The organism is Paenibacillus radicis (ex Xue et al. 2023) (assembly GCF_024722015.1).
GTDB lineage: Bacteria > Bacillota > Bacilli > Paenibacillales > NBRC-103111 > Paenibacillus_S.
Map to the genome: position 1 here is coordinate 76,148 of NZ_JANQBD010000007.1, position 18,521 is coordinate 94,668.

Sequence of the window (18,521 nt, forward strand, 5' to 3'; positions counted from 1 at the left end):
TACATATGTATTTATTTGCTTTAATTAAACGACAGTTTATTTTTGCTTCAAAGCAAGCATTTGATACACTTCACGTGAATCGCCTTTTAATTGCTTTTGCATACTCCGCATTTGTGAAGAACCGTCTCCATCTAAAAAAACACCGTCTACAGCATTCCCTCTGCCAATCATCTCAACTACAGCTGTTCGAAATTGCTCCGCTGTGCTGGGAGTATCGGTTACAATAAGCCAAACCGTTTGCTGTTTATCATAAACAACGCCCGATCGCAGCCGCTGCTCATCAAAGGCCGGCATATCCTCCGAAATTGCCTGCAAATCCCAATGAGAATCATCCTGCAATGACATGCTGATTCCTCCTTGAGCCCAATAATGCTGTTTATCGGTGACCTTGAGCTCATGTGCGTCTTGTACAACTTGTACAGTAAACCGTCTCGTAATCTCGTCCCAAACCAAGGTACCTTTGGGCAAGTCGATATTGTACCAGCCGGAGCCGTAATCTTCCTGTTGTCCTTTGAGAGGCTGATCATTTACAACCGCAATACTGAGTAAATCTCCATTCCAGAAAAAACCCCCGTTTATGCCTGTTTCATCAGTAAGGGTTACATTGCTCGTTATCGGCTTTAAGGCAATATTTTGCGGGACGGTATTCAGCGTATGAAGCTTGACTCCATTGGAAGCCTTCATTTCGTGATATGTATAATATTTGGGATAATAATAGGGAGATGAGGGCGGTAGTGCGGTAAGAAACACGGCTATCAAATTGCCTATTAAAAATCCTGCCAACAGGAGCTGGAAACGTGGTTTTGCTAACCATTTCATAGATTTCAAATAAGTGAACATGCTTTGCCCCGACATGATAGAACCTCCTTCTTGAGTAGTAAATCATTTCATATCCTAGTAGTATTTCTATGAATCATAACAGAAAATCATGATAGAGTTTATATAAAAATAGAATGAGAAATCCCATAAAAAGGATTTTTTTATAAAAAAATTAGGTTGTTTTAATGTATATACGCTATGATAGAATTAAAATAATTGTTAAAAGGGGGAAATTAGTTTGAGTTTAAACCAAACATCAGCCTTGGATAAAATGATTTTTTTATATAAATTTATTAGAACTCCCAAAACAATAGGCAGCGTAACCCCGAGCTCACGGTTTCTTGCCAAGAAAATGATTGAAGCCATCTCTTGGCAGGATACCTGTAGTGTAGCCGAGTTAGGCGCTGGAACGGGTGTCATTACAGAAGCAATTAACCATGCAGCCGTTAAGGGTACTCGCGTCCTATTATTTGAGAAGGACAGCCATCTTAGCGAACAATTGGCGCTGCAGTACCCCGAGTATACCACGTACTCAGAAGCAAGAGCTTTGAGCAGCTCCGTCCAGCAGCTGGGCCTTGAGCATTTGGACTGCGTAATAAGCGGTCTTCCTTTCGCTAATTTCCCACAGCGACTTCGCGATGAAATTATGGAGCAGGTTGTAGCCTCTCTTAAACCTAATGGATTATTTGTCGCTTTTCAGTACTCCTTGCAAATGAAGAAGCAGTTAAGCCGCCATTTTGACATCCAAACGATCCATTTTGTATTGCTTAACGTTCCTCCAGCTTTTGTATATGTTTGCAAGAAGAAAGACCCCACGAAAAGTATTCAACCTTAAAGATCTTTAAACACGGAAAAGTGGAATCCCTGACAGGAATCGGTTACTATTTACATAGGAGCGTGGGCTCCTTAATGTAATCGACAAACGAGGTGTTTTTTTGGAGGAAGTAATTATAATCGGGGCCGGGCCCTGTGGATTGTCTACAGCTATTGAACTGGAAAAACTGGGCGTCCATCCATTAATCATCGAAAAGCAATGCGTCGCCTATTCGATATATTTATACCCGACCTATATGCAATTTTTCAGCACTCCCGAGCTTCTCGAAATTGGTGGTATTCCCTTTACAACTCCAAACGAGAAGCCTTCACGCTTGGAAGCGCTGCATTACTATCGGAATACTGCATTGCGCAGCAAGCTCCGAGTTAAGCCCTATCATACGGTTCACCGGATACAGAAAAAAGCTGACGGCTCGTTCGAGTTAAGCCTGTCTGATCAATTCGGACAAGCCTCTGTTGCTTACGCCCGCAATGTAGTCGTAGCTACCGGTTATTTCGATCACCCTAATCTGCTCGGTATACCGGGAGAAGAGCTGCCCAAGGTGACGCATTACTACCGTGAGGCACATCCCTATAGCGGCACAAGGACGACCATAATAGGCGGCAACAATTCCGCCATCGATGCGGCGATGGACTTGCTGAGAGCAGGCGCCGAAGTAACAGTAGTATATCGTGGGGAAGCTTACTCACCCAATATTAAGCCTTGGGTACTACCCGTGTTTGAGGCTATGGTAAATAAAGGCCGGATTACTATGCTCTTCAATTCCCGAGTGGTACGGATTGGACAACGGACAGTCACTATAGCACATGATAGCAATGAACGGGAGCTCGATAATGACTTTGTTCTTGCTCTAACCGGGTTCCGCCCTGACAGAACCATGCTGCTGGAAGCTGGCGCCCTAATGAACGAAGCTTCTACAGCACCTGTCCACAATCCGGAAACTATGGAAACAACCGTCCCTGGTCTTTTTATCGCAGGAGTTGCCGCATCCGGAAGCAATGCCAATGAAGTTTTCATCGAAACCGGACGGCTCCACGGCGGCATGATTGCCCGCCATATCACTAAGACGTCCCTGTAGTTTGGATCACAATAAGGAGCTGTCCCAAAAGGTTGTCAGTGAATGAGTCAATCCCAAACTATGTACAAAGACGCCTCCAAAACCACTATGTAAGTGGGGATGGAAGCGTCTTTTTGTAGATAATTTCCCATTAGAGTGAGGGTTCGAAAATCCAGAACCGACTTTTGGGACAGCCTCTATAGTTTAAAATATTAATTCTTTTTCACGATGCGTCAAACGTCTTCCTGCAATATCTACTACCAATCGTCCACCGGACAATCCCCATATCCTTGAACCGAATTTTTCGGCCAGTTCAATTTGATGAAGGCTGCAAAAGATGATAACCTTGTCCTTCTCACAAATAGACTTCAAATCCTCCAGGACGCGCATTGCCGCTTCAGGATCAAGACCCGATACCGGCTCATCGGCAAAAATAACTTTAGCCCCTCGAATTAACGCTTTCGCAACGGCCACACGTTGTTTCTCTCCGCCACTCAGCTTCTCAATAGGCTCGTGAGCTTTCTCCAGCAGGCCCACCTTGTCCAAATAATCCATAGCCGTCATATGATCGTCACTCGAAGTAGTACCTGTCAGAATACGCCACCATGCTTTATGGAAGAACAATCCGCTCAACACATTTTTCAATGCAGATTTTCGCGGGTTCAAATTCGGCTTCTCCTCAAGAAATGCCCAGTCCTTACGATATTTGAACTGCTCAAGGCCGCCAACTCCTGATATATCCTTACCATCGTATATGTACTGGCCTTCATCCCATTTATCCTTCAAAGACAGACAACGAAACAAAGTAGTTTTGCCGCTGCCACTTCCTCCTATCAAAGCGATAAGCTCGCCTTCGTCCGCTTGAAAGCTTAGCCGGGATAAAATTTGATGATCCGGCGGAAATGATTTCGATAAATTACGTACAATAATCATTCGGTCGCTTCTTCCTCTCCAGCCTTAATCGGTCACTATCTTGTATTATATAACATCTTGGCTCCACAAAAAACCAAAATAAGCAAATGAAGCAAAAATCGATACATACAAACCATCTAACAACACAAAGTAAATCTATAAAGGATCCAGAAAGGATGAGTCAGCATCACGCACCGACCAGGTCTTAAGGCTTTGCTCTCCTTGTCCGCAACCGTTTTATTGTTAACAACAACTGCAGGTGCCGCCCATATTCAGCAGCAGTATCAGTATCATCAGCAATCTAAAATCGGCAGCTCCTATACAAAGGAAATAGATGGAAATCCTCACGTTAATCCAGCCTGGATTTCGCTTGAAATCAATTTAACTGGAAAAACTAACTCTAATATAGGTGATATGGACGGTATTAGCCAAAATACGCACAAATTAGCATGAGAAATTCCATCTATAGGGCTAGGAATGCTATTTTCCTGATCAATTAACAGGACGTTTTCCTGTTATTTGTGTGGGGTGGGGCTCGTAAGGTCACCTTCCATTCCCGTAACCGATTTCCGAACCCAGATTACCGACTTCCGACTTCCGATTACCGATCCTCGATTCCCGTTCCCGATTCCCGATTACCGTTCCCGATTCCCGATTACCGTTCCCGATTACCGTTCCCGATTTCCGATTTTCGATTTCCGATTTTCGATTACCAATTCCCGATTTACGATCCCCGAACCCGAGAGAGGGCTTAGCACGCGTTGAAAAGTGACCACATCTCCACATTTCGCTGGGAATAGCCAAGAAGAGGCTGTCTCAAAAAAATGACTTTTGAGACAGCCCCTTCCCACCAACTCTTGATGTTTACTTGTCTTCCAGCGGGTAGAAAATCACATCCACCGGGAATGCCGATCCAGCGGCAGGGGTAAATTCAATGTCCAAGGATGGCTCCGTGCCGTCCGTCCGGGCCAATATGGTATAGCCTTCATAGTCCATCATGACGCCAGAAGGAGGCGTTTGAACAATTTGGCCATTCACCTCTACCGGTCCTCTGAATACACCGCCGCGCGGCAGCAGCAGCACTGACATTTTACGAGGGCGATCCACATGGATTTTATATACCACACCATAATTACCTAAGTTTAAGGAGTCCTGTTTGGTAAAGAAGTCTTTCCCTGTTACAAACATATCACTTGTACCATCTCCAATAGCTAAACTGGAAGGCTTCGTAAACGACTTGGCATCAACGTTCCAGCTAACATCTGAACCAGAGAACGTCCCTCTTACATTTCCTGTATACTCCAATTGTTTATACGTTCCGATTGTATCCAGTCCAGCCCCTGCGTCCATCGCAACAAAGGAGAAATAAACCTCACCGTCCGTTTCCACATCATAGATGACATTCATCCCCTGGTCCGGGAAAAATTCAGGCATCTTTTTATAATAAACAGTTTGTGCAGGCTCTACTACCATCGTTTCGGGAGCCATCTCGCTTTGCAGAAATTCAATCGAGGCTTCATTTCCGATCAGATTTGCATAAATCGATGGATAGACCTCTCCTTGTCGTGTCGTTGTAATTCGTACAGGCGCATTCGGATTGGCGTTGCGAGCGACAATGGCGAACTGTACCTTTTCCTTCATACCGTTTACATGATCCGCGTACAATCTTGCTTTTCCGTTTACTTTTTCCTGATACAAAAAGCCCTTCTTTTCAAACGTTTCCGGGCTATCGCTTACAATCAAAGGCCGCTCTACCGACAGACTTGTAACATTCGGCAGCTGTGGAATACCGCGTAAATATTTACGCAGAGTCGCCTCCTCATCCTTGACGAACGTCCCTACCGGCTCATAGTACACTTTATGTTCAAATGGATCGAGGAACGGTTCATTAATAATCTCAACATTATGTGAAAAAACGTTGCTTTCCGTTCCCCTGCTATCAGTAACCTTCAAGGATACCTTAAATAAACCCGGCTCAAATATGGTATCGGCCTTACCCGTCCAGTCAACCTTCGTTATCGCATCACCATCGGGATCGTAGCTAAGATCTGAGTAATAGATCGGCTCCCCTAACCGGTACCGCTCTTTGTTTACTGAAAATTTGGCTATTGGCTTGGCGTTAGGCATCGTGTCGTTATAAAAACCTGTATAACCAGGCAAAGTGACATATACAAGTTCTGCTCGCTGAAGCTCTTTATTAACGGTTAATTTATAACCGACATACTGTTTCAACCAATCCAATCCGATGTACAGACGATCATTTTGGATAAAGGCAGCTTTACTATAATCCTCTTCAGCACCGTTAATAAATAGCTTTTTCCCTGATAACTGAAAGGAAAGAAAAGCAGACGGAGTTGTAACCTGAACGCTTCCACTTGGAGAATCCCACTTGACAGAAATCCCTAATGTTTCTTGCAGTATGGCGGCAGGAATATAAGCTTTGTCCTTTAACTCAATTGCTGGAGCCTCTAAAATCACCCTAGATCCGTTAATGTAGGCCTCGTTCTTCCCAAAATATAAAAGAAAGGATTTACTTTGCGGTACCGGTGTTGACGCTGATGCAGCTGCAGTAGATAGGGATAGCAAACAAACCAGAAGAGCTGTTAAACCTATAGTCAGTTTTTTGCACAAAAACATATTCGCTCAAATACTCCTTTTTGTTGGAATAAAATCAAATCACTTGGTTTTATTAAGCGGAATCATTACCAGATCAAGTGGAGCACTGCTGCCCTCTGAGGCCATAAGCTCGATATCGACCTTTTTCTCTGTTCCCTGCGTTCTATGCAAGAGTAAAATGTCATTTGATGTTAAACCACCGGCTGGAACAGGAATGGTGTTGCCATTGACACGTATAGCTCCCTGAAAAAATCCCGATCGCGGGTGAAGGGCTACCGTCGTTTTATCACCAACATTCAGTTGGATACGATAGCGAATGCTCCCGAGTCCCTGGACTGTGAGCTCCTTCCTGGTCCTTGCGTCAATGCCCTTGATAATGGGCTCAATTGCCGAGTCTCCAATCCCTATTGCAGTAGGAGATTTCATATCTTTGGCTTCAACCTGCCAAGAAACCTCTGCTACAGGATAAGATCCGCTGCCAGCAGTTGTTTGTCCACTGTTCGTGTAAGCTCCAAGATTATACAAGGTCTCACCTGGCTCCATCATCACGTAGGACACTGTCACCTCGCCGTCGGTTTCCAAATCATAAATCCCGTTGTAGCCTTGTCCTGGCGCTATTTCCGAGCTGATAGTATAAAACACTGCCCTTCCAGGCTCAATTGACAGTTCATCATTTAAAGCACCACTGATAAGAAATTGTTCTGTCGTCTTATGCGCAAGAATAGGAGTGTAGATGGAAGCTTGCGTTTCCGCTTTTCGGGTTGTCGTGATATGTACAGACTTTTCAATGCTGTCATTTCTCAGAACAATCGCAAACTGAGCTGGCTTCTCCCGCCCATTGGTATATTGCAATGATAATCGCGCGCGCTGCTTAAAGGAATCCTGGTATAGAAATCCCTTCTGTACTATAGGATTGACACTGCTGCCAACTATGAGCTTCTTGTCCTCTGGCTGACGAACTACTACAGGAATCTTCGAATCCGCAGCTGTTTGTAGTCCCTTCAACCAATCTTTCTTCAGTTCTACCAATGTACCGGCCGGTTTGAAATAAAATGGATAATCATTCTTGCTGACAAATGGCTCATTCAGCACCGTAACTGATTTGGAGAACGGTTCGCTGCGGTTCCCATGTCGATCACTGACCTGCAAGGTTACGGTATACACACCGGGTTGGAAAAAAGCTTCCTGTTTGCCTTTCCAGTCATATTCGGGCAATCCCTCAGCATCCGGGTCATAGCTCAAATCGATATATTCTATGGGCTCTCCAAGACGGTATGTTGGTTTGCCGAAGGCAAATACTGCCGCTGGCTTCGAATTAGGCTGAGAATCATCCTTATGAAGTATAGATTCCGGATAGGGAGCATAGGGCTTTCCTATATAGTTCATAACCACACTTTTGGACTCTTCCTTATATTGAAAAGGTATATCCGCATATTGGGCAAGCCAGGATAAATGTATCATTAGCCTGTCATTTCGTATTACTGCCACCGTATCAAAAGGAATGGAGATCCCATTTACTTTGATTGTATTATGCGGTGCATCGAATTCTATAAAAGCTCGGGGAGTCAGCAGCTTGATCTTTTCCTCTTGGCTGTCCCACTCCAACGAAAAGTTCAATGTATCCGCAAGCCACTTCGCCGGCACATAAAAGCGGTCATTGATGATTGAAGCAGGCTCATCCAAATTAATTTGTACCCCATTTAAGGATGCTTGAGCTTTTTCAGCGTACAATTTGAGCTGGTTGGTAGTAACGGATACCGCCTCCGACGACATAGGCATAATTAAACAGGCTGTCAGCGCTGTGCTCAACAGAATAGCAGGCTTCACAGAAGCGCTAAGGAATCGATACATTTTGAGTCTCCTTTATGTACATAATTAATGGAATAAATAATTAATATGATGAAAACAATCGGCATACCTCTATGAAATAGTACCATGCAATAAATCGACAAGTCTATATAAAGACGACAAAAACCGCCACACAAGTGGCGGTAGTATGGCAATTTGGTTAGGATTTACTCTACTGCCGATTCGACTGCTTCGGAATTTGATTCAAGCTGGCTGATCGCTCTGCGGCTTTGTCTGCATGCATAACGGCTTCTTCTTCTATAAATTTATTTTCTTTATAATTAGGATTCTTTTTGGAATTTGCTTTTGTTACATCCATCGATTGGATCACCTCCCCTTAACTTAGTATTTCAGGTAAAAATTCTATTATTCGGCATTTGTCACATAAAATTTACATTTGATTCGACAAAAAGCTACATTTTTCATGATTGATTCGTATTATAATTGCTTGATACCGTTGAATATGTACTGAATGGAGTTGTATAAATTGGGTAACTACATAAAAGAAAATATAGAACTTCGATTAGACATGGAACGGATGCAAAATCAGTTATATAAATTAGTCGAGCAGAAGGGAAGCTTTCTGGCACCAGAAGTCATCGAATTAAGTCAAGAAATTGATAACTTAGTCATTGCCATGCAGCGCATGCTGAACAAGTACCCGGATATGTAGCTCCCACATTAATCAAAGCTTCACTTGCCCATATCAGTAAATGGTTAACTTTTAAGAAAAGCTTTTATTCGAAGTTTTCAATGCAGATGCATTTATGTCTTGGCAATATCCTTTTTGGGACAAGATCAGAAACCCGCTCCCCCTTAACCTTCTTGTACTCTCCTTTCATCCTCCCCCCGTTACTCCACCACCCAGTCTCCACCCATGAACGATATGGCTTTTTTTGTTTCGTCCTCTCGAACTCATGAGGTTTTGGAAATACGATAACTATTAAAAAATAAACCATATAATTACTGCTTTTGCCCTTGCAATACATTACATGGTATGTTATATTGAAATCAAGCAATATCAAGGTTTTTCACAACTTACGCCCTTCACTCGTAGCTCAAATCCCCTATCTTGGTGCAGCAGAATGATCATGTAAAGGAGCGATATAATATGACTCACGAGACTCAGAACCAACAGGGAAAAACGATTTCAGTCGAATTAACGATAAATGAGGCGCTTGCTTTAACAGGTGTCCGTTTCCGTGAAAACCACCAGCTTGAAGTTGACGCCATGAGCAAAATAAAGCGTTCTCTAGAAGATCAAATTATACATGAAGCTAACCGCAAAACGATTCAATAAAATGCCACAACACAGCTGCTACCGCTCAAATTGAGCAGTAGCGGTTTTTTTGTATATAATAAACATATTCCATGCTTACCCTTAGGAGGTCCATCGAACATGAAACAAAGAATTGCGACTACCATAGATGAGCATACAGAGGCACTAGTAGGACTATCCCGGTTTATTGGAGAAAATCCGGAGCTTGGTCACGAAGAGTGGTTAGCGTCAGCCAGACTCAAAGAGGAGCTTACAAGCCATGGCTTTAGCATACAAAGCCCTGTTTTGGATTTGCCCACTGCCTTTATTGCAACCTATGAAAGTGCTAAACCCGGTCCTGTGGCGGCCTTTCTGTGTGAATATGACGCACTCCCTGAGCTAGGTCACGCTTGTGGACATCATTTAATTTGTACAATGGGTCTAGCGGCTGCGATAGGTCTGAAATCAGTAATAGACGAGATTGGCGGTACTATCCGCGTTTATGGTACCCCTGCTGAAGAAACCAAAGGCGCTAAAGTGCCTATGTCTGCGGCAGGCTTGTTCGATGATGTTGATTTTGCCCTTATGGCTCATCCATTCTATGCTTATGAAAAATCCGGACAATCGCTAGCGATGGACGCCATACAATTTGAATTTTTTGGTAAAGCAGCCCATGCTGCAGCAAGCCCTTATGAAGGAGTGAACGCATTAGATGCTGTTCTGCTTCTATTCCAATCGATTAATCATCTGCGGCAGCAGCTGCAAAGCCATGTACGTATTCACGGTATCATAACGGAAGGCGGTACTGCGGCTAACATTATACCTGACTATGCAGTCGCCCAATTTTATATTCGTTCGGCCAATCGGCCTTACACCGACGAAACTGTACAAAAGGTATTGCGCTGTGCCGAAGGAGCTGCGCTTCAAACCGGGTGCACAGTCAAAACATCCAATTACGAGTACTCTTACGACGAGCTTATAAGCAATGAGCATTTGTCTGATCAATTCACTCGAAATCTTCTGGTTATGGGTGTAAAAGAAGATGAAATTCAAATCGGTAAGGATCACGGCTCGCTTGACCTTGGCAATGTCTCAAGAAGATGTCCGACAATCCATCCTTATATCAAGGTTACAGATGAGAAGCATCTGCTTCACACCAAGGAATTTCGCGATTTCGCTATGACAGACCGTGCTTTCAAAGGTATGCTGCTCGGAGCCAAGGTGCTCGCCAACACAGCTTATGATGTCATAGTCAATCCAAATTTATTGAGCGCTATCAAAGATGAGTTCACTCAGTTAACCTAAATGATACTCTACAGAGAATAGCTTGACGTTGTCCTGACCGATAACCTATAATATTAAAATATTGAATCGACGATGATGAAGGGTAAGTAGTCGTTGTTTCCGGAATTCAGAGAGACGGTGGTTGGTGTAAACCGTTTTCCGGCCGACGTATGAATGGACTTCGGAGTTGCTTTGCCGAAACGATAAGTAGGTGAAGCCGGGATCTCTCGCCGTTAACAAAGAGAGCTGTATCGAAAGCATCAATCTGTCTTTCCGTACATATAAGTGCATCTCTCTTGGTAGAGATGAATTAAGGTGGTACCACGATAACCTCGTCCTTTGCGGCGAGGTTTTTTTGCATTTTTTTAAGGAGGTGATGTCCATGGACGATGGCTGGTGGTGGAACTGTTATTACAAACGTTATATCAAATTTACATTTAACAGGAGGCAATCTCATGAAACCAAGACTTTTATCAGGAGACCGAATTACCGGCAAGCTGCACCTTGGACATTACGTCGGGAGTTTAAAAAAACGCGTTGAACTGCAGCATAAGTATGATTGCTTTGTCTTATTGGCCGATGTGCAAGCATTGACCACCCATTATGAAAAGCCTGAAATTGTAAGTGAAAATTTGCGAAACGTAGCTATGGATTATTTGGCCTGCGGCATCGATCCGAATCAATCAACCCTGTACATTCAATCCATGATTCCCGAAATTGCTGAGCTAACGGTATACTTCTCCATGTTTGTGACCGTCAATTCCCTAAGGCATAATCCAACCATCAAATCGGAGGCGACCGAGCGAGGCTATACTCAAATGTATTATGGCTTTCTAGGTTATCCGGTAAGTCAGGCGGCAGATATAGCTATTTGCAAAGCAGAGCTTATCCCGGTTGGTGAAGACCAATTGCCCCATATCGAACAGACATGTAAAATTATTCGACGTTTCCATCAGTTGTATGCTCCAGTTTTCCCCGAACCTCAGGCGCTAATTAGTGAAACTCCCAGACTTTTGGGATTAGATGGCAGCTCTAAAATGAGCAAAGGCTTAAACAATGCCATTTTATTGGATTCAACTTGCGATGAGGTCAGCGAGAAAATTCAAAGGGCCAAAACAGATCCTGCTCGTATTCAAAAGCATGATCCGGGGCATCCCGAAATTTGTACTGTCTATTCTTATCACCAAGCGTTTTCTCCTGAGCTGGCTAGCGAAATTTATGATAGCTGCTCACAGGGCACAATAGGCTGCAAGGATTGCAAGAAGAAGATCGCCGACCGAATTAATGCTCTGCTTGATCCCATGCGGGACAGACGCGATACTTTCAGCCGAAATGCCAAGTATGTAGACGAAATCCTTATTGCAGGTACACAACGGGCACGATCAGCAGCTAAAGAAACGATGCAAGAAGTACGGGAGGCAATGAAAATCAATTATTTTTCTTAGATATTGTAAGTTTTTTCAATTTACGGTATTCTAAAGGGAAATAAATGAAATTGTAATCAAGGAGTGAGGACGATGAAGCTCATAAACATACCTGCAAAGCCAATCGTATCCCTCTCCCCTATTCCTATTTATTATGAAAGAACTAAGGCACTTTGTGCTTTAGTTCTTTTTATTTTACGTATAAGAACTGGAGGCGAATGTAATTATGATTCAGTATAAGCGAATATTGATTAAGCTCAGCGGTGGAGCTGTAGCAGGCAGTAATGAATTTGGATTTGATCCGGCACGCCTGGAACATATCGCCAAGGAAATACTCTCGGTTATAGAAATGGGCATCGAGGTATCGATTGTCATTGGCGGAGGAAATATTTTCCGTGGTAATATGGCAGATTATTGGGGCATAGAACGAGCAGAAGCTGATAACATAGGCACTCTGGCAACCGTTATTAACAGCTTAATGCTGCGGGGTGTACTTAAGCAAAAAACCGGTAAGGAAGTCCGGGTTATGTCCTCCATACCGGTAAGTGCTGTAGCCGAGCCTTATATACGCTTGCGCGCTATTCATCATTTAGAAAAAGGATACATAGTAATTTTCGCCGGCGGTAATGGACAGCCCTATGTAACAACTGATTATCCTTCTGTTCAAAGAGCACTTGAAGTGAACTGCGATGCCATCCTCGTAGCCAAACAAGGAGTAGATGGAGTGATGGATGGCGATCCCAGAACGAATCCCCACGCAAACACTTATGTTTCTCTCCCCTATAATGAAGTATTGAACAAAAATCTCAAAGTTATGGATCAATCGGCTTTTATTCTCGCAAGAGATTTTAAACTGCCGGTATTTGTTTTTAATTTCGACAAGACAGGTGCCATGAAAGCTATCTGTGAAGGTCAGACAGAAGGAACCGCTATTTTTGACGGGGCTCCTATCCAAATGGACGCTAAAGGAACCCATGCTGACACTAAGCAAATATCGTCCAGACCATAATTCCAAGTAAATAGGTTGTATAGTAAAACAGCGATTTGAGAATCTTACGATTATTGACAATGTTTGACCGGATCACCGGAAGCATTGACTTTCAAACCGAACAGTCAGCAGAGGTGGTTAACTTCCGTATGGAAACTGGAAAAACTGGAGCGCTAGTCTCCTTATCCTCCGTTCCCTTAATAATGACATTGGGGAATTCTATGCTCATTCCGATTCTTCCGGCGCTTGCCGATAAGCTGCAGGTCAGCTCATTTCAAATAAGCCTCATCATTACCGTGTACTCCCTGGTTGCTATAGTGCTTATTCCCATTGCAGGCTACTTATCCGATCGTTTTGGACGCAAAAAAGTGATGATTCCAAGCCTAATACTTGCAGGGGCTGGAGGAGCCATATGCGGGATGGCTTCTTTCTTCTCGGGTAATGGGTACAGTTTAATTATATGGGGCCGACTTCTTCAAGGAATAGGCGCTGCAGGTGCGGCCCCCATCGTTTTACCCTTAGTTGGAGATTTGTTTAAGAAGGAAAGTGATATTAGCACCGGTTTAGGCATTATCGAAACTTCCAATACATTCGGCAAGGTTCTTAGCCCTATTCTCGGTTCATTACTCGCGATCATCAGCTGGTACGCTCCTTTTTATGCTATCCCTGTGCTGTGCCTGATTTCGATCCTGTTAGTAGGCTTTTTGGTAAAAGTACCAAAAACCGAAAACTCCAATTCGATTATGAAATTCCCTCAATTCTGGAAGTCGATTCAAGCTATATTCAGAGAAAAAGGGCGCTGGCTTATAGCTGTATTTGCGATAGGCGGTATTTGTATGTTTGTTGTGTTCTCTGCTCTGTTTTACTTGTCCAATTTATTGGAAGATCAATACGGGATAAAAGGTGTATACAAGGGTTGTTTACTTGCCGTTCCACTTGCTGCCCTTTGCTTATCCTCTTATATTACCGGAAAAATCATTGGGGAAAACAAGCCTTTAATGAAATGGATCACTCTGGGGAGCCTTGTGTTATTGAGCGGAGCTTTAATTATGTGTGGATGGCTGAATCCGTCCTCATTGATATTATTGCTGCTCTTATTAAGCTTGACCGGTATTGGCGTAGGTGCCGCTTTACCTAGTCTGGACGCGTTGATCACCGAAGGTATTGAAAAAGAACAGCGCGGCACCATCACTTCCCTATACAGCAGCATGCGCTTTATCGGAGTTGCGGCTGGCCCCCCTGCCGCCTCAATTCTTATGGATATATCTAGCCGTACACTGTTCTATTCGGTCAGTGGAACTGGTGTTGCTGCTGCTCTGCTGGCTCTACTAGCCATTCGGCCCGGCAAACAAAAGTCAACAGCTTAAGAGACATCGATTCAACCGAAAAAGACCGCTTCACATTAGTGTGAGCGGTCTCTATGATCGGTTTATCCGTTAAAGTTATCCCGCCATTTCAATAATTTTTTCTCAAAGTACCGTACAATTGAATCCGAACCCTTTCCTACAAAAGCAAATATCACAATGCCGACAAACACAATAGAGGTCTGTGAAAATTGTCTAGCATCCAAAATAAGATAACCTACCCCTTCGCTCGAGCCCATAAGTTCTGCAACAACCAATCCGAGCCAAGCAACCCCTATGGATAGGCGCAGTCCCAACAGCACATTCGGCAAAGCAGCAGGTAAAACCAATCTCGTAATTTGCTTAAACCTGCTGAACTCCAGAACGCGTGCGACATCAAACAGCTTGGAATCAACGCCTCGAATACCCAGAAACGTATTTACGTACAAGGGAAAAAAGGCACCTTTAGCAATTAACAAAATTTTGGAAAATTCCCCGAATCCGAACCATAATATAAATAATGGCGTAATGGCTAGATGAGGGATAGTTCGCAGCATTTGTATGCTTGGGTCTAAGCTATCCTCAAACCGTCTAAACAGCCCAACCAGTACTCCGAATAATAAACCTAGCCCTCCGCCTAGAAGAAAGCCCAGTGCCGCTCGAAATAAACTGATCTGTAAATGTTTGTATAGTTCTCCGCTAACAAGCAGTTCAATGAAGGATTTTGTAATTTCAACTGGTGTCGGAAGAATTGTCTTAGTAACCAAACCGGTGGACCCGATAATTTGCCATACGAGCAGAACAGTCACAGGAAGTATACTACCGCGGATGATGGTCCTCATCCTCTCCCGCTGCTTGGATTTCCCCGGTTCCTCCGGTACGGAAATTGCCGGTTTGGTCTCTTTGGCAATTACAGCAGGCCGCCCTTGTAGCACTTCAGAATTATTCATTTTTTTCACCTCATGGGATAATGGTTAGTTGTTGTAGTACCTATATACCGGAGCTGTCAATTAGCTCGAGCTCCTCGACCTTTTCAAATTCGCTCAACACCAGATGCCGAAGCTCTTGGAATGACGAGCTTGCCTTCTTCCTTGGATAAGGTAAATCAATAGGTACAAGTTTACGAATAGTTCCCGGTCGCGCATTCATAATGACCACACGGTTTGCAAGAAAGATCGCCTCGTCAATATCATGGGTAACCAAAATCATCGTTGTTTTGTTTCTTACCCAAATATCCAGCAATACTTCCTGCATATGGGAACGTGTAAACGCGTCGAGAGCACCAAACGGCTCATCCAGCAGCAGCACCTTCGGGTTGCGCATAAGCGCTCTTGCAATCGCTACCCTCTGCGACATCCCTCCCGACAGCTCACGCGGGTAAGCTTTCTCGAAACCCTGCAGCCTTACCAGCTCTATCATCTCATCCACTCGCTTACGCACATCCGGATTTTTGAGCGGTAAATCTGCCGCAATATTTTTCTCAACAGTTAGCCATGGAAATAACCGATGCTCCTGAAAAATAAATCCTTTCTCAATGCTGGGCCGATCAATCCGGTGCTTCTCCAGCAGCACCTGGCCATTATGATCCGTATCGAGGCCGGCAATAATTTTGAGCAGCGTGCTTTTTCCACAACCGCTGGGACCAATTACTGTAACAAACTCACCTGGCTTCACATGAAGCCGAATTTCCTTTAATGCTTGCACGGGTCCTTGTGGTGTCCGAAATGTTTTATTTAATTGGTCGATTTCTATCGTATAGTCCGCCATCAACTTCGCTCCTTTCCTTTGCCTCTATCAGGCCTGTCAGGCATTAGTTTCTACAAAGTCTATGTGCTGCGAGCCAGCAGCCCGCTCCGATAATCTACGTTTGATCTCCGGCAGCAGCAGTCGTCCAGTCGTCTCAGCTTCCTCCAAATTCGGATAACCGGACAAGACGAACGAAGATATGCCCGCATCAATATATTCAAGGAGTCGATCCGATACTTGCTCCGGTGTACCTACTAGAAGCATACTGCCACCGCCGCGAACAAGGGATATTCCCGCCCATAAATTAGGCCCCAAAATATAATCATTCTCCTTAGACAGCTCGCGAAGCTCGTTCTGACGCTTCTGGTTGGTAGCATCTGTTTGTGTAAACCGCTGTCCTGATTGCTCTATCGCCTTGCGGTCTATTTTGCTTATAATATCCCAAGCCTCCCGCCAAGCCTCTTCCTCCGTTTCACGCACGAGCACCTGAGCCCGCAAGCCATATCTCAGCTCACGATCGATACCCTTCTCCGTCTTCAAATTAGCCCGCAGCTGCTCCATTTCGGCAATCTGTTCCTTAATCCAATCAAGCGGTTCGCTCCACATCAGATAAACATCAGCTGTTTCTACAGCAGTTCGCTTACCGGCAGGCGAGCTTCCTCCGAAATATAGGGGCGGATGCGGGTTCTGTACGGGGGCAGGAAGACTGGCTCCGCCTTCAATCTCATAATATTTCCCTTTGAAGTTAACCGGCTCCGACTCCTGATAATTTTGACTGCCTGCCAGAAATCGCTCACCGCTCTGTTTGGAGCCATTCCATACACCCTTAACAATTTGTAAAAATTCCAAAGTTCTTTCGTAGCGGTCGTCATGGGAGTTGGCCAATGGATCTCCAGTTGCTTTTAGATCTTGCGGAGACCCTCCGGTAACAACATTGATTAATGCACGTCCATTGGATATATAATCCAACGAAGCGGCCATTCTTGCCGCCAATACAGGTGCTATTAATCCGGGGCGCATCGCTACAAGAGGCTTCAATATTTTCGTATGGGATGCAATCGCTGAACCAACGATCCAAGAATCAATGCATGACCCCCCTGTTGGAATCAATGCAAATGTAAATCCTGCTTTCTCCGCCGTTTGCGCAACTTGAATCATATACTCTGAGGTCGATTCCCTCTCAGGCTTTACGCCAATGTATTTGCCATCACCCGTCGTTGGAATAAACCATCCAAATTCAACATTGCCATTACCATTTTTGCTCATACGAATCGCTCCTTTTATTCATATATGTTTTGTCGGATTAATCCTTAAAAAAAATACGCTGAGGAAAATGGATAAAATCATACAGCTGTTTAGTCAAGCCTCCTTTTCCAAAACGTAAAATAGTGCCTGTTCGCTCTTTCCCGTTCTTTTTCTGAATATCATTCAAAAAAGCAATCGTCAATTCACGCCGGCTCACTATATCCCGGAATCCAAAATCGTATAACCATTGATCAATTGTATTGTAGATCCCTCTGTTTAGGCCGAATGTTTGGTAACAGTAATTGACGAACTGAATATCAGGCAAATGCTGTACTTCTGACTCTGATAATGCCGGATCCACGTTATTATTTGGAATCAATTGCATCAGCTCCTTAAAATTAGTATCAGAATATTCAGCCCCGCTGAAAGTATAAAAAAAGTCCTATAAAGCCAGAGCAAGCTCCAGCTATACAGAACCTCCGTTGAGACGGTCAGTTTATATAACAATAATCTATTTATAATTCCTTATTCGGCTTCCCCGACCTTCCCTATGTAAGCGCAACGTCTTGGGATAGGCCGGTAGTTTGATTCCTTTCTGCACGCCATGAAGCTTCTTGAATAAATGTTTCTACTACTTGTGACAGTCTTTGTGCAATCTCCTCATTAAGCTGGAAGCTGCCATTTTCCAAACGCTGCACCTGTGTATCCAGAATAAAAGCTCCGGACAAAATATGATGTGCACCTAATGCCGATAATACGGGTTTAAATGCATGGTCTATCGCCAACAAGTGAGCTATCGTTCCGCCTATCGCAAGGGGAAGAACTACCTTCCCTTCTAAACCTTTTTGGGGAATCAGATCTAGAAAACTCTTGAGAACACCTGTGTAGGAAGCTTTGTAAATAGGTGACGCAACTACTACCGCGTCCGCTTCGGCAATTACACGATTAGCTTCAATAATAGCAGGGCTGTCGAAGCGGGAATATACTAAATCCTCTGGAGCCAAGTCTCTGACCTGCACCCATTCAACATCCAAACCTGCTTGAACACCCGCTTGCTGGACAAAATCCAATACACCTTGAAGTCTTGAAGAAGCCGAAGGACTGCCGGAAATAATAACAATACGAGCCATTTGACAACACTCCATT

20 protein-coding genes and 1 other annotated feature are annotated in these 18,521 nt (G+C 44.0%); of the genes, 9 read left to right on the forward strand and 11 right to left on the reverse strand.

What is annotated here, in order from left to right; all coding sequences use genetic code 11:
- Positions 1–36 precede the first annotated feature (36 nt).
- A complete protein-coding gene (locus NV381_RS11075) occupies positions 37–855 on the reverse strand; it encodes a phosphodiester glycosidase family protein (RefSeq protein WP_258213348.1) in 819 nt (272 codons plus the stop codon).
- Positions 856–1,090: 235 nt separating this feature from the next.
- Between NV381_RS11075 and NV381_RS11080 the strand changes: the two genes are divergently transcribed.
- Both NV381_RS11080 and NV381_RS11085 read left to right on the forward strand, forming a co-directional pair.
- Positions 1,091–1,654: a class I SAM-dependent methyltransferase gene (locus tag NV381_RS11080; protein WP_258213543.1), complete on the forward strand. Its 564-nt coding sequence runs from the start codon at positions 1,091–1,093 to the stop codon at positions 1,652–1,654.
- Positions 1,655–1,754: 100 nt separating this feature from the next.
- On the forward strand, positions 1,755–2,732 hold the full coding sequence (locus tag NV381_RS11085; protein ID WP_258213349.1) for a YpdA family putative bacillithiol disulfide reductase: 978 nt from the start codon (positions 1,755–1,757) through the stop codon (positions 2,730–2,732).
- Between the two features lie 183 nt (positions 2,733–2,915).
- On the opposite strand, the gene NV381_RS11090 is transcribed toward NV381_RS11085, so the two are convergent.
- A complete protein-coding gene (locus tag NV381_RS11090; protein ID WP_258213350.1) occupies positions 2,916–3,644 on the reverse strand; it encodes a phosphonate ABC transporter ATP-binding protein in 729 nt (242 codons plus the stop codon).
- Positions 3,645–3,845: 201 nt separating this feature from the next.
- Here NV381_RS11090 and NV381_RS11095 point away from each other — a divergent pair, with 201 nt between their 5' ends.
- On the forward strand, positions 3,846–4,076 hold the full coding sequence (locus NV381_RS11095) for a hypothetical protein (protein WP_258213351.1): 231 nt from the start codon (positions 3,846–3,848) through the stop codon (positions 4,074–4,076).
- Between the two features lie 90 nt (positions 4,077–4,166).
- Here NV381_RS11095 and NV381_RS11100 read toward each other — a convergent pair whose 3' ends face one another.
- From NV381_RS11100 to NV381_RS11115, 4 genes are all read right to left on the reverse strand, one after another.
- On the reverse strand, positions 4,167–4,427 hold the full coding sequence (locus tag NV381_RS11100) for a hypothetical protein (protein ID WP_258213352.1): 261 nt from the start codon (positions 4,425–4,427) through the stop codon (positions 4,167–4,169).
- A gap of 60 nt (positions 4,428–4,487) precedes the next feature.
- Complete coding sequence (locus NV381_RS11105) at positions 4,488–6,260, reverse strand: copper amine oxidase N-terminal domain-containing protein (RefSeq protein WP_258213353.1); 1,773 nt, start codon at positions 6,258–6,260, stop codon at positions 4,488–4,490.
- 39 nt (positions 6,261–6,299) lie between these two features.
- A complete protein-coding gene (locus NV381_RS11110; RefSeq protein WP_258213354.1) occupies positions 6,300–8,090 on the reverse strand; it encodes a copper amine oxidase N-terminal domain-containing protein in 1,791 nt (596 codons plus the stop codon).
- Positions 8,091–8,259: 169 nt separating this feature from the next.
- Complete coding sequence (locus tag NV381_RS11115) at positions 8,260–8,406, reverse strand: hypothetical protein (RefSeq protein WP_258213355.1); 147 nt, start codon at positions 8,404–8,406, stop codon at positions 8,260–8,262.
- Between the two features lie 168 nt (positions 8,407–8,574).
- Here NV381_RS11115 and NV381_RS11120 point away from each other — a divergent pair, with 168 nt between their 5' ends.
- From NV381_RS11120 to NV381_RS11145, 6 genes are all read left to right on the forward strand, one after another.
- Entirely contained in the window at positions 8,575–8,760 is a 186-nt protein-coding gene (locus tag NV381_RS11120) for an aspartyl-phosphate phosphatase Spo0E family protein (RefSeq protein ID WP_258213356.1), read from the forward strand.
- Positions 8,761–9,198: 438 nt separating this feature from the next.
- Positions 9,199–9,387, forward strand: a complete 189-nt coding sequence (locus NV381_RS11125; RefSeq protein ID WP_258213357.1) for a hypothetical protein — start codon at positions 9,199–9,201, stop codon at positions 9,385–9,387.
- A 99-nt stretch (positions 9,388–9,486) separates the two neighbouring features.
- Positions 9,487–10,650 carry a M20 family metallopeptidase gene (locus NV381_RS11130; RefSeq protein ID WP_258213358.1) on the forward strand — a complete coding sequence of 388 codons (1,164 nt, stop codon included), beginning with the start codon at positions 9,487–9,489 and terminating at the stop codon, positions 10,648–10,650.
- Positions 10,651–10,713: 63 nt separating this feature from the next.
- Positions 10,714–10,972, forward strand: a binding site (T-box leader).
- A 112-nt stretch (positions 10,973–11,084) separates the two neighbouring features.
- Positions 11,085–12,074, forward strand: coding sequence for a tryptophan--tRNA ligase (gene trpS, locus NV381_RS11135; protein ID WP_258213359.1), 990 nt, complete (start codon positions 11,085–11,087; stop codon positions 12,072–12,074).
- Positions 12,075–12,279: 205 nt separating this feature from the next.
- On the forward strand, positions 12,280–13,062 hold the full coding sequence (gene pyrH, locus NV381_RS11140; protein WP_258213360.1) for a UMP kinase: 783 nt from the start codon (positions 12,280–12,282) through the stop codon (positions 13,060–13,062).
- A gap of 128 nt (positions 13,063–13,190) precedes the next feature.
- Entirely contained in the window at positions 13,191–14,408 is a 1,218-nt protein-coding gene (locus tag NV381_RS11145) for an MFS transporter (RefSeq protein WP_258213361.1), read from the forward strand.
- Between the two features lie 62 nt (positions 14,409–14,470).
- Here NV381_RS11145 and NV381_RS11150 read toward each other — a convergent pair whose 3' ends face one another.
- The 5 genes from NV381_RS11150 to ssuE all read right to left on the reverse strand — a co-directional run bounded on the left by NV381_RS11150 (position 14,471) and on the right by ssuE (position 18,505).
- Positions 14,471–15,334 (reverse strand): ABC transporter permease, encoded by an 864-nt coding sequence (locus NV381_RS11150; protein ID WP_258213362.1) that lies wholly within the window; start codon positions 15,332–15,334, stop codon positions 14,471–14,473.
- A 40-nt stretch (positions 15,335–15,374) separates the two neighbouring features.
- Entirely contained in the window at positions 15,375–16,151 is a 777-nt protein-coding gene (locus NV381_RS11155) for an ABC transporter ATP-binding protein (protein WP_258213363.1), read from the reverse strand.
- Between the two features lie 36 nt (positions 16,152–16,187).
- Positions 16,188–17,396, reverse strand: coding sequence for an LLM class flavin-dependent oxidoreductase (locus tag NV381_RS11160; RefSeq protein ID WP_258213364.1), 1,209 nt, complete (start codon positions 17,394–17,396; stop codon positions 16,188–16,190).
- 37 nt (positions 17,397–17,433) lie between these two features.
- On the reverse strand, positions 17,434–17,754 hold the full coding sequence (locus tag NV381_RS11165; RefSeq protein WP_258213365.1) for an RNA-binding protein: 321 nt from the start codon (positions 17,752–17,754) through the stop codon (positions 17,434–17,436).
- A 169-nt stretch (positions 17,755–17,923) separates the two neighbouring features.
- Positions 17,924–18,505 carry an NADPH-dependent FMN reductase gene (gene ssuE / locus NV381_RS11170; protein WP_258213366.1) on the reverse strand — a complete coding sequence of 194 codons (582 nt, stop codon included), beginning with the start codon at positions 18,503–18,505 and terminating at the stop codon, positions 17,924–17,926.
- Positions 18,506–18,521: the final 16 nt, after the last annotated feature.

What these genes read in the sequence shown, in the direction of transcription:
- NV381_RS11075 (WP_258213348.1), bottom strand. Translation starts at nt 855, where the DNA reads ATGTCGGGGCAAAGCATGTTCACTTATTTGAAATCTATGAAATGGTTA.
- NV381_RS11080 (WP_258213543.1), top strand. Translation starts at nt 1,091, where the DNA reads ATGATTTTTTTATATAAATTTATTAGAACTCCCAAAACAATAGGCAGC.
- NV381_RS11090 (WP_258213350.1), bottom strand. Translation starts at nt 3,644, where the DNA reads ATGATTATTGTACGTAATTTATCGAAATCATTTCCGCCGGATCATCAA.
- NV381_RS11105 (WP_258213353.1), bottom strand. Translation starts at nt 6,260, where the DNA reads ATGTTTTTGTGCAAAAAACTGACTATAGGTTTAACAGCTCTTCTGGTT.
- NV381_RS11110 (WP_258213354.1), bottom strand. Translation starts at nt 8,090, where the DNA reads ATGTATCGATTCCTTAGCGCTTCTGTGAAGCCTGCTATTCTGTTGAGC.
- NV381_RS11115 (WP_258213355.1), bottom strand. Translation starts at nt 8,406, where the DNA reads ATGGATGTAACAAAAGCAAATTCCAAAAAGAATCCTAATTATAAAGAA.
- NV381_RS11125 (WP_258213357.1), top strand. Translation starts at nt 9,199, where the DNA reads ATGACTCACGAGACTCAGAACCAACAGGGAAAAACGATTTCAGTCGAA.
- NV381_RS11130 (WP_258213358.1), top strand. Translation starts at nt 9,487, where the DNA reads ATGAAACAAAGAATTGCGACTACCATAGATGAGCATACAGAGGCACTA.
- trpS (WP_258213359.1), top strand. Translation starts at nt 11,085, where the DNA reads ATGAAACCAAGACTTTTATCAGGAGACCGAATTACCGGCAAGCTGCAC.
- pyrH (WP_258213360.1), top strand. Translation starts at nt 12,280, where the DNA reads ATGATTCAGTATAAGCGAATATTGATTAAGCTCAGCGGTGGAGCTGTA.
- NV381_RS11145 (WP_258213361.1), top strand. Translation starts at nt 13,191, where the DNA reads ATGGAAACTGGAAAAACTGGAGCGCTAGTCTCCTTATCCTCCGTTCCC.
- NV381_RS11150 (WP_258213362.1), bottom strand. Translation starts at nt 15,334, where the DNA reads ATGAATAATTCTGAAGTGCTACAAGGGCGGCCTGCTGTAATTGCCAAA.
- NV381_RS11155 (WP_258213363.1), bottom strand. Translation starts at nt 16,151, where the DNA reads ATGGCGGACTATACGATAGAAATCGACCAATTAAATAAAACATTTCGG.
- NV381_RS11160 (WP_258213364.1), bottom strand. Translation starts at nt 17,396, where the DNA reads ATGAGCAAAAATGGTAATGGCAATGTTGAATTTGGATGGTTTATTCCA.
- ssuE (WP_258213366.1), bottom strand. Translation starts at nt 18,505, where the DNA reads ATGGCTCGTATTGTTATTATTTCCGGCAGTCCTTCGGCTTCTTCAAGA.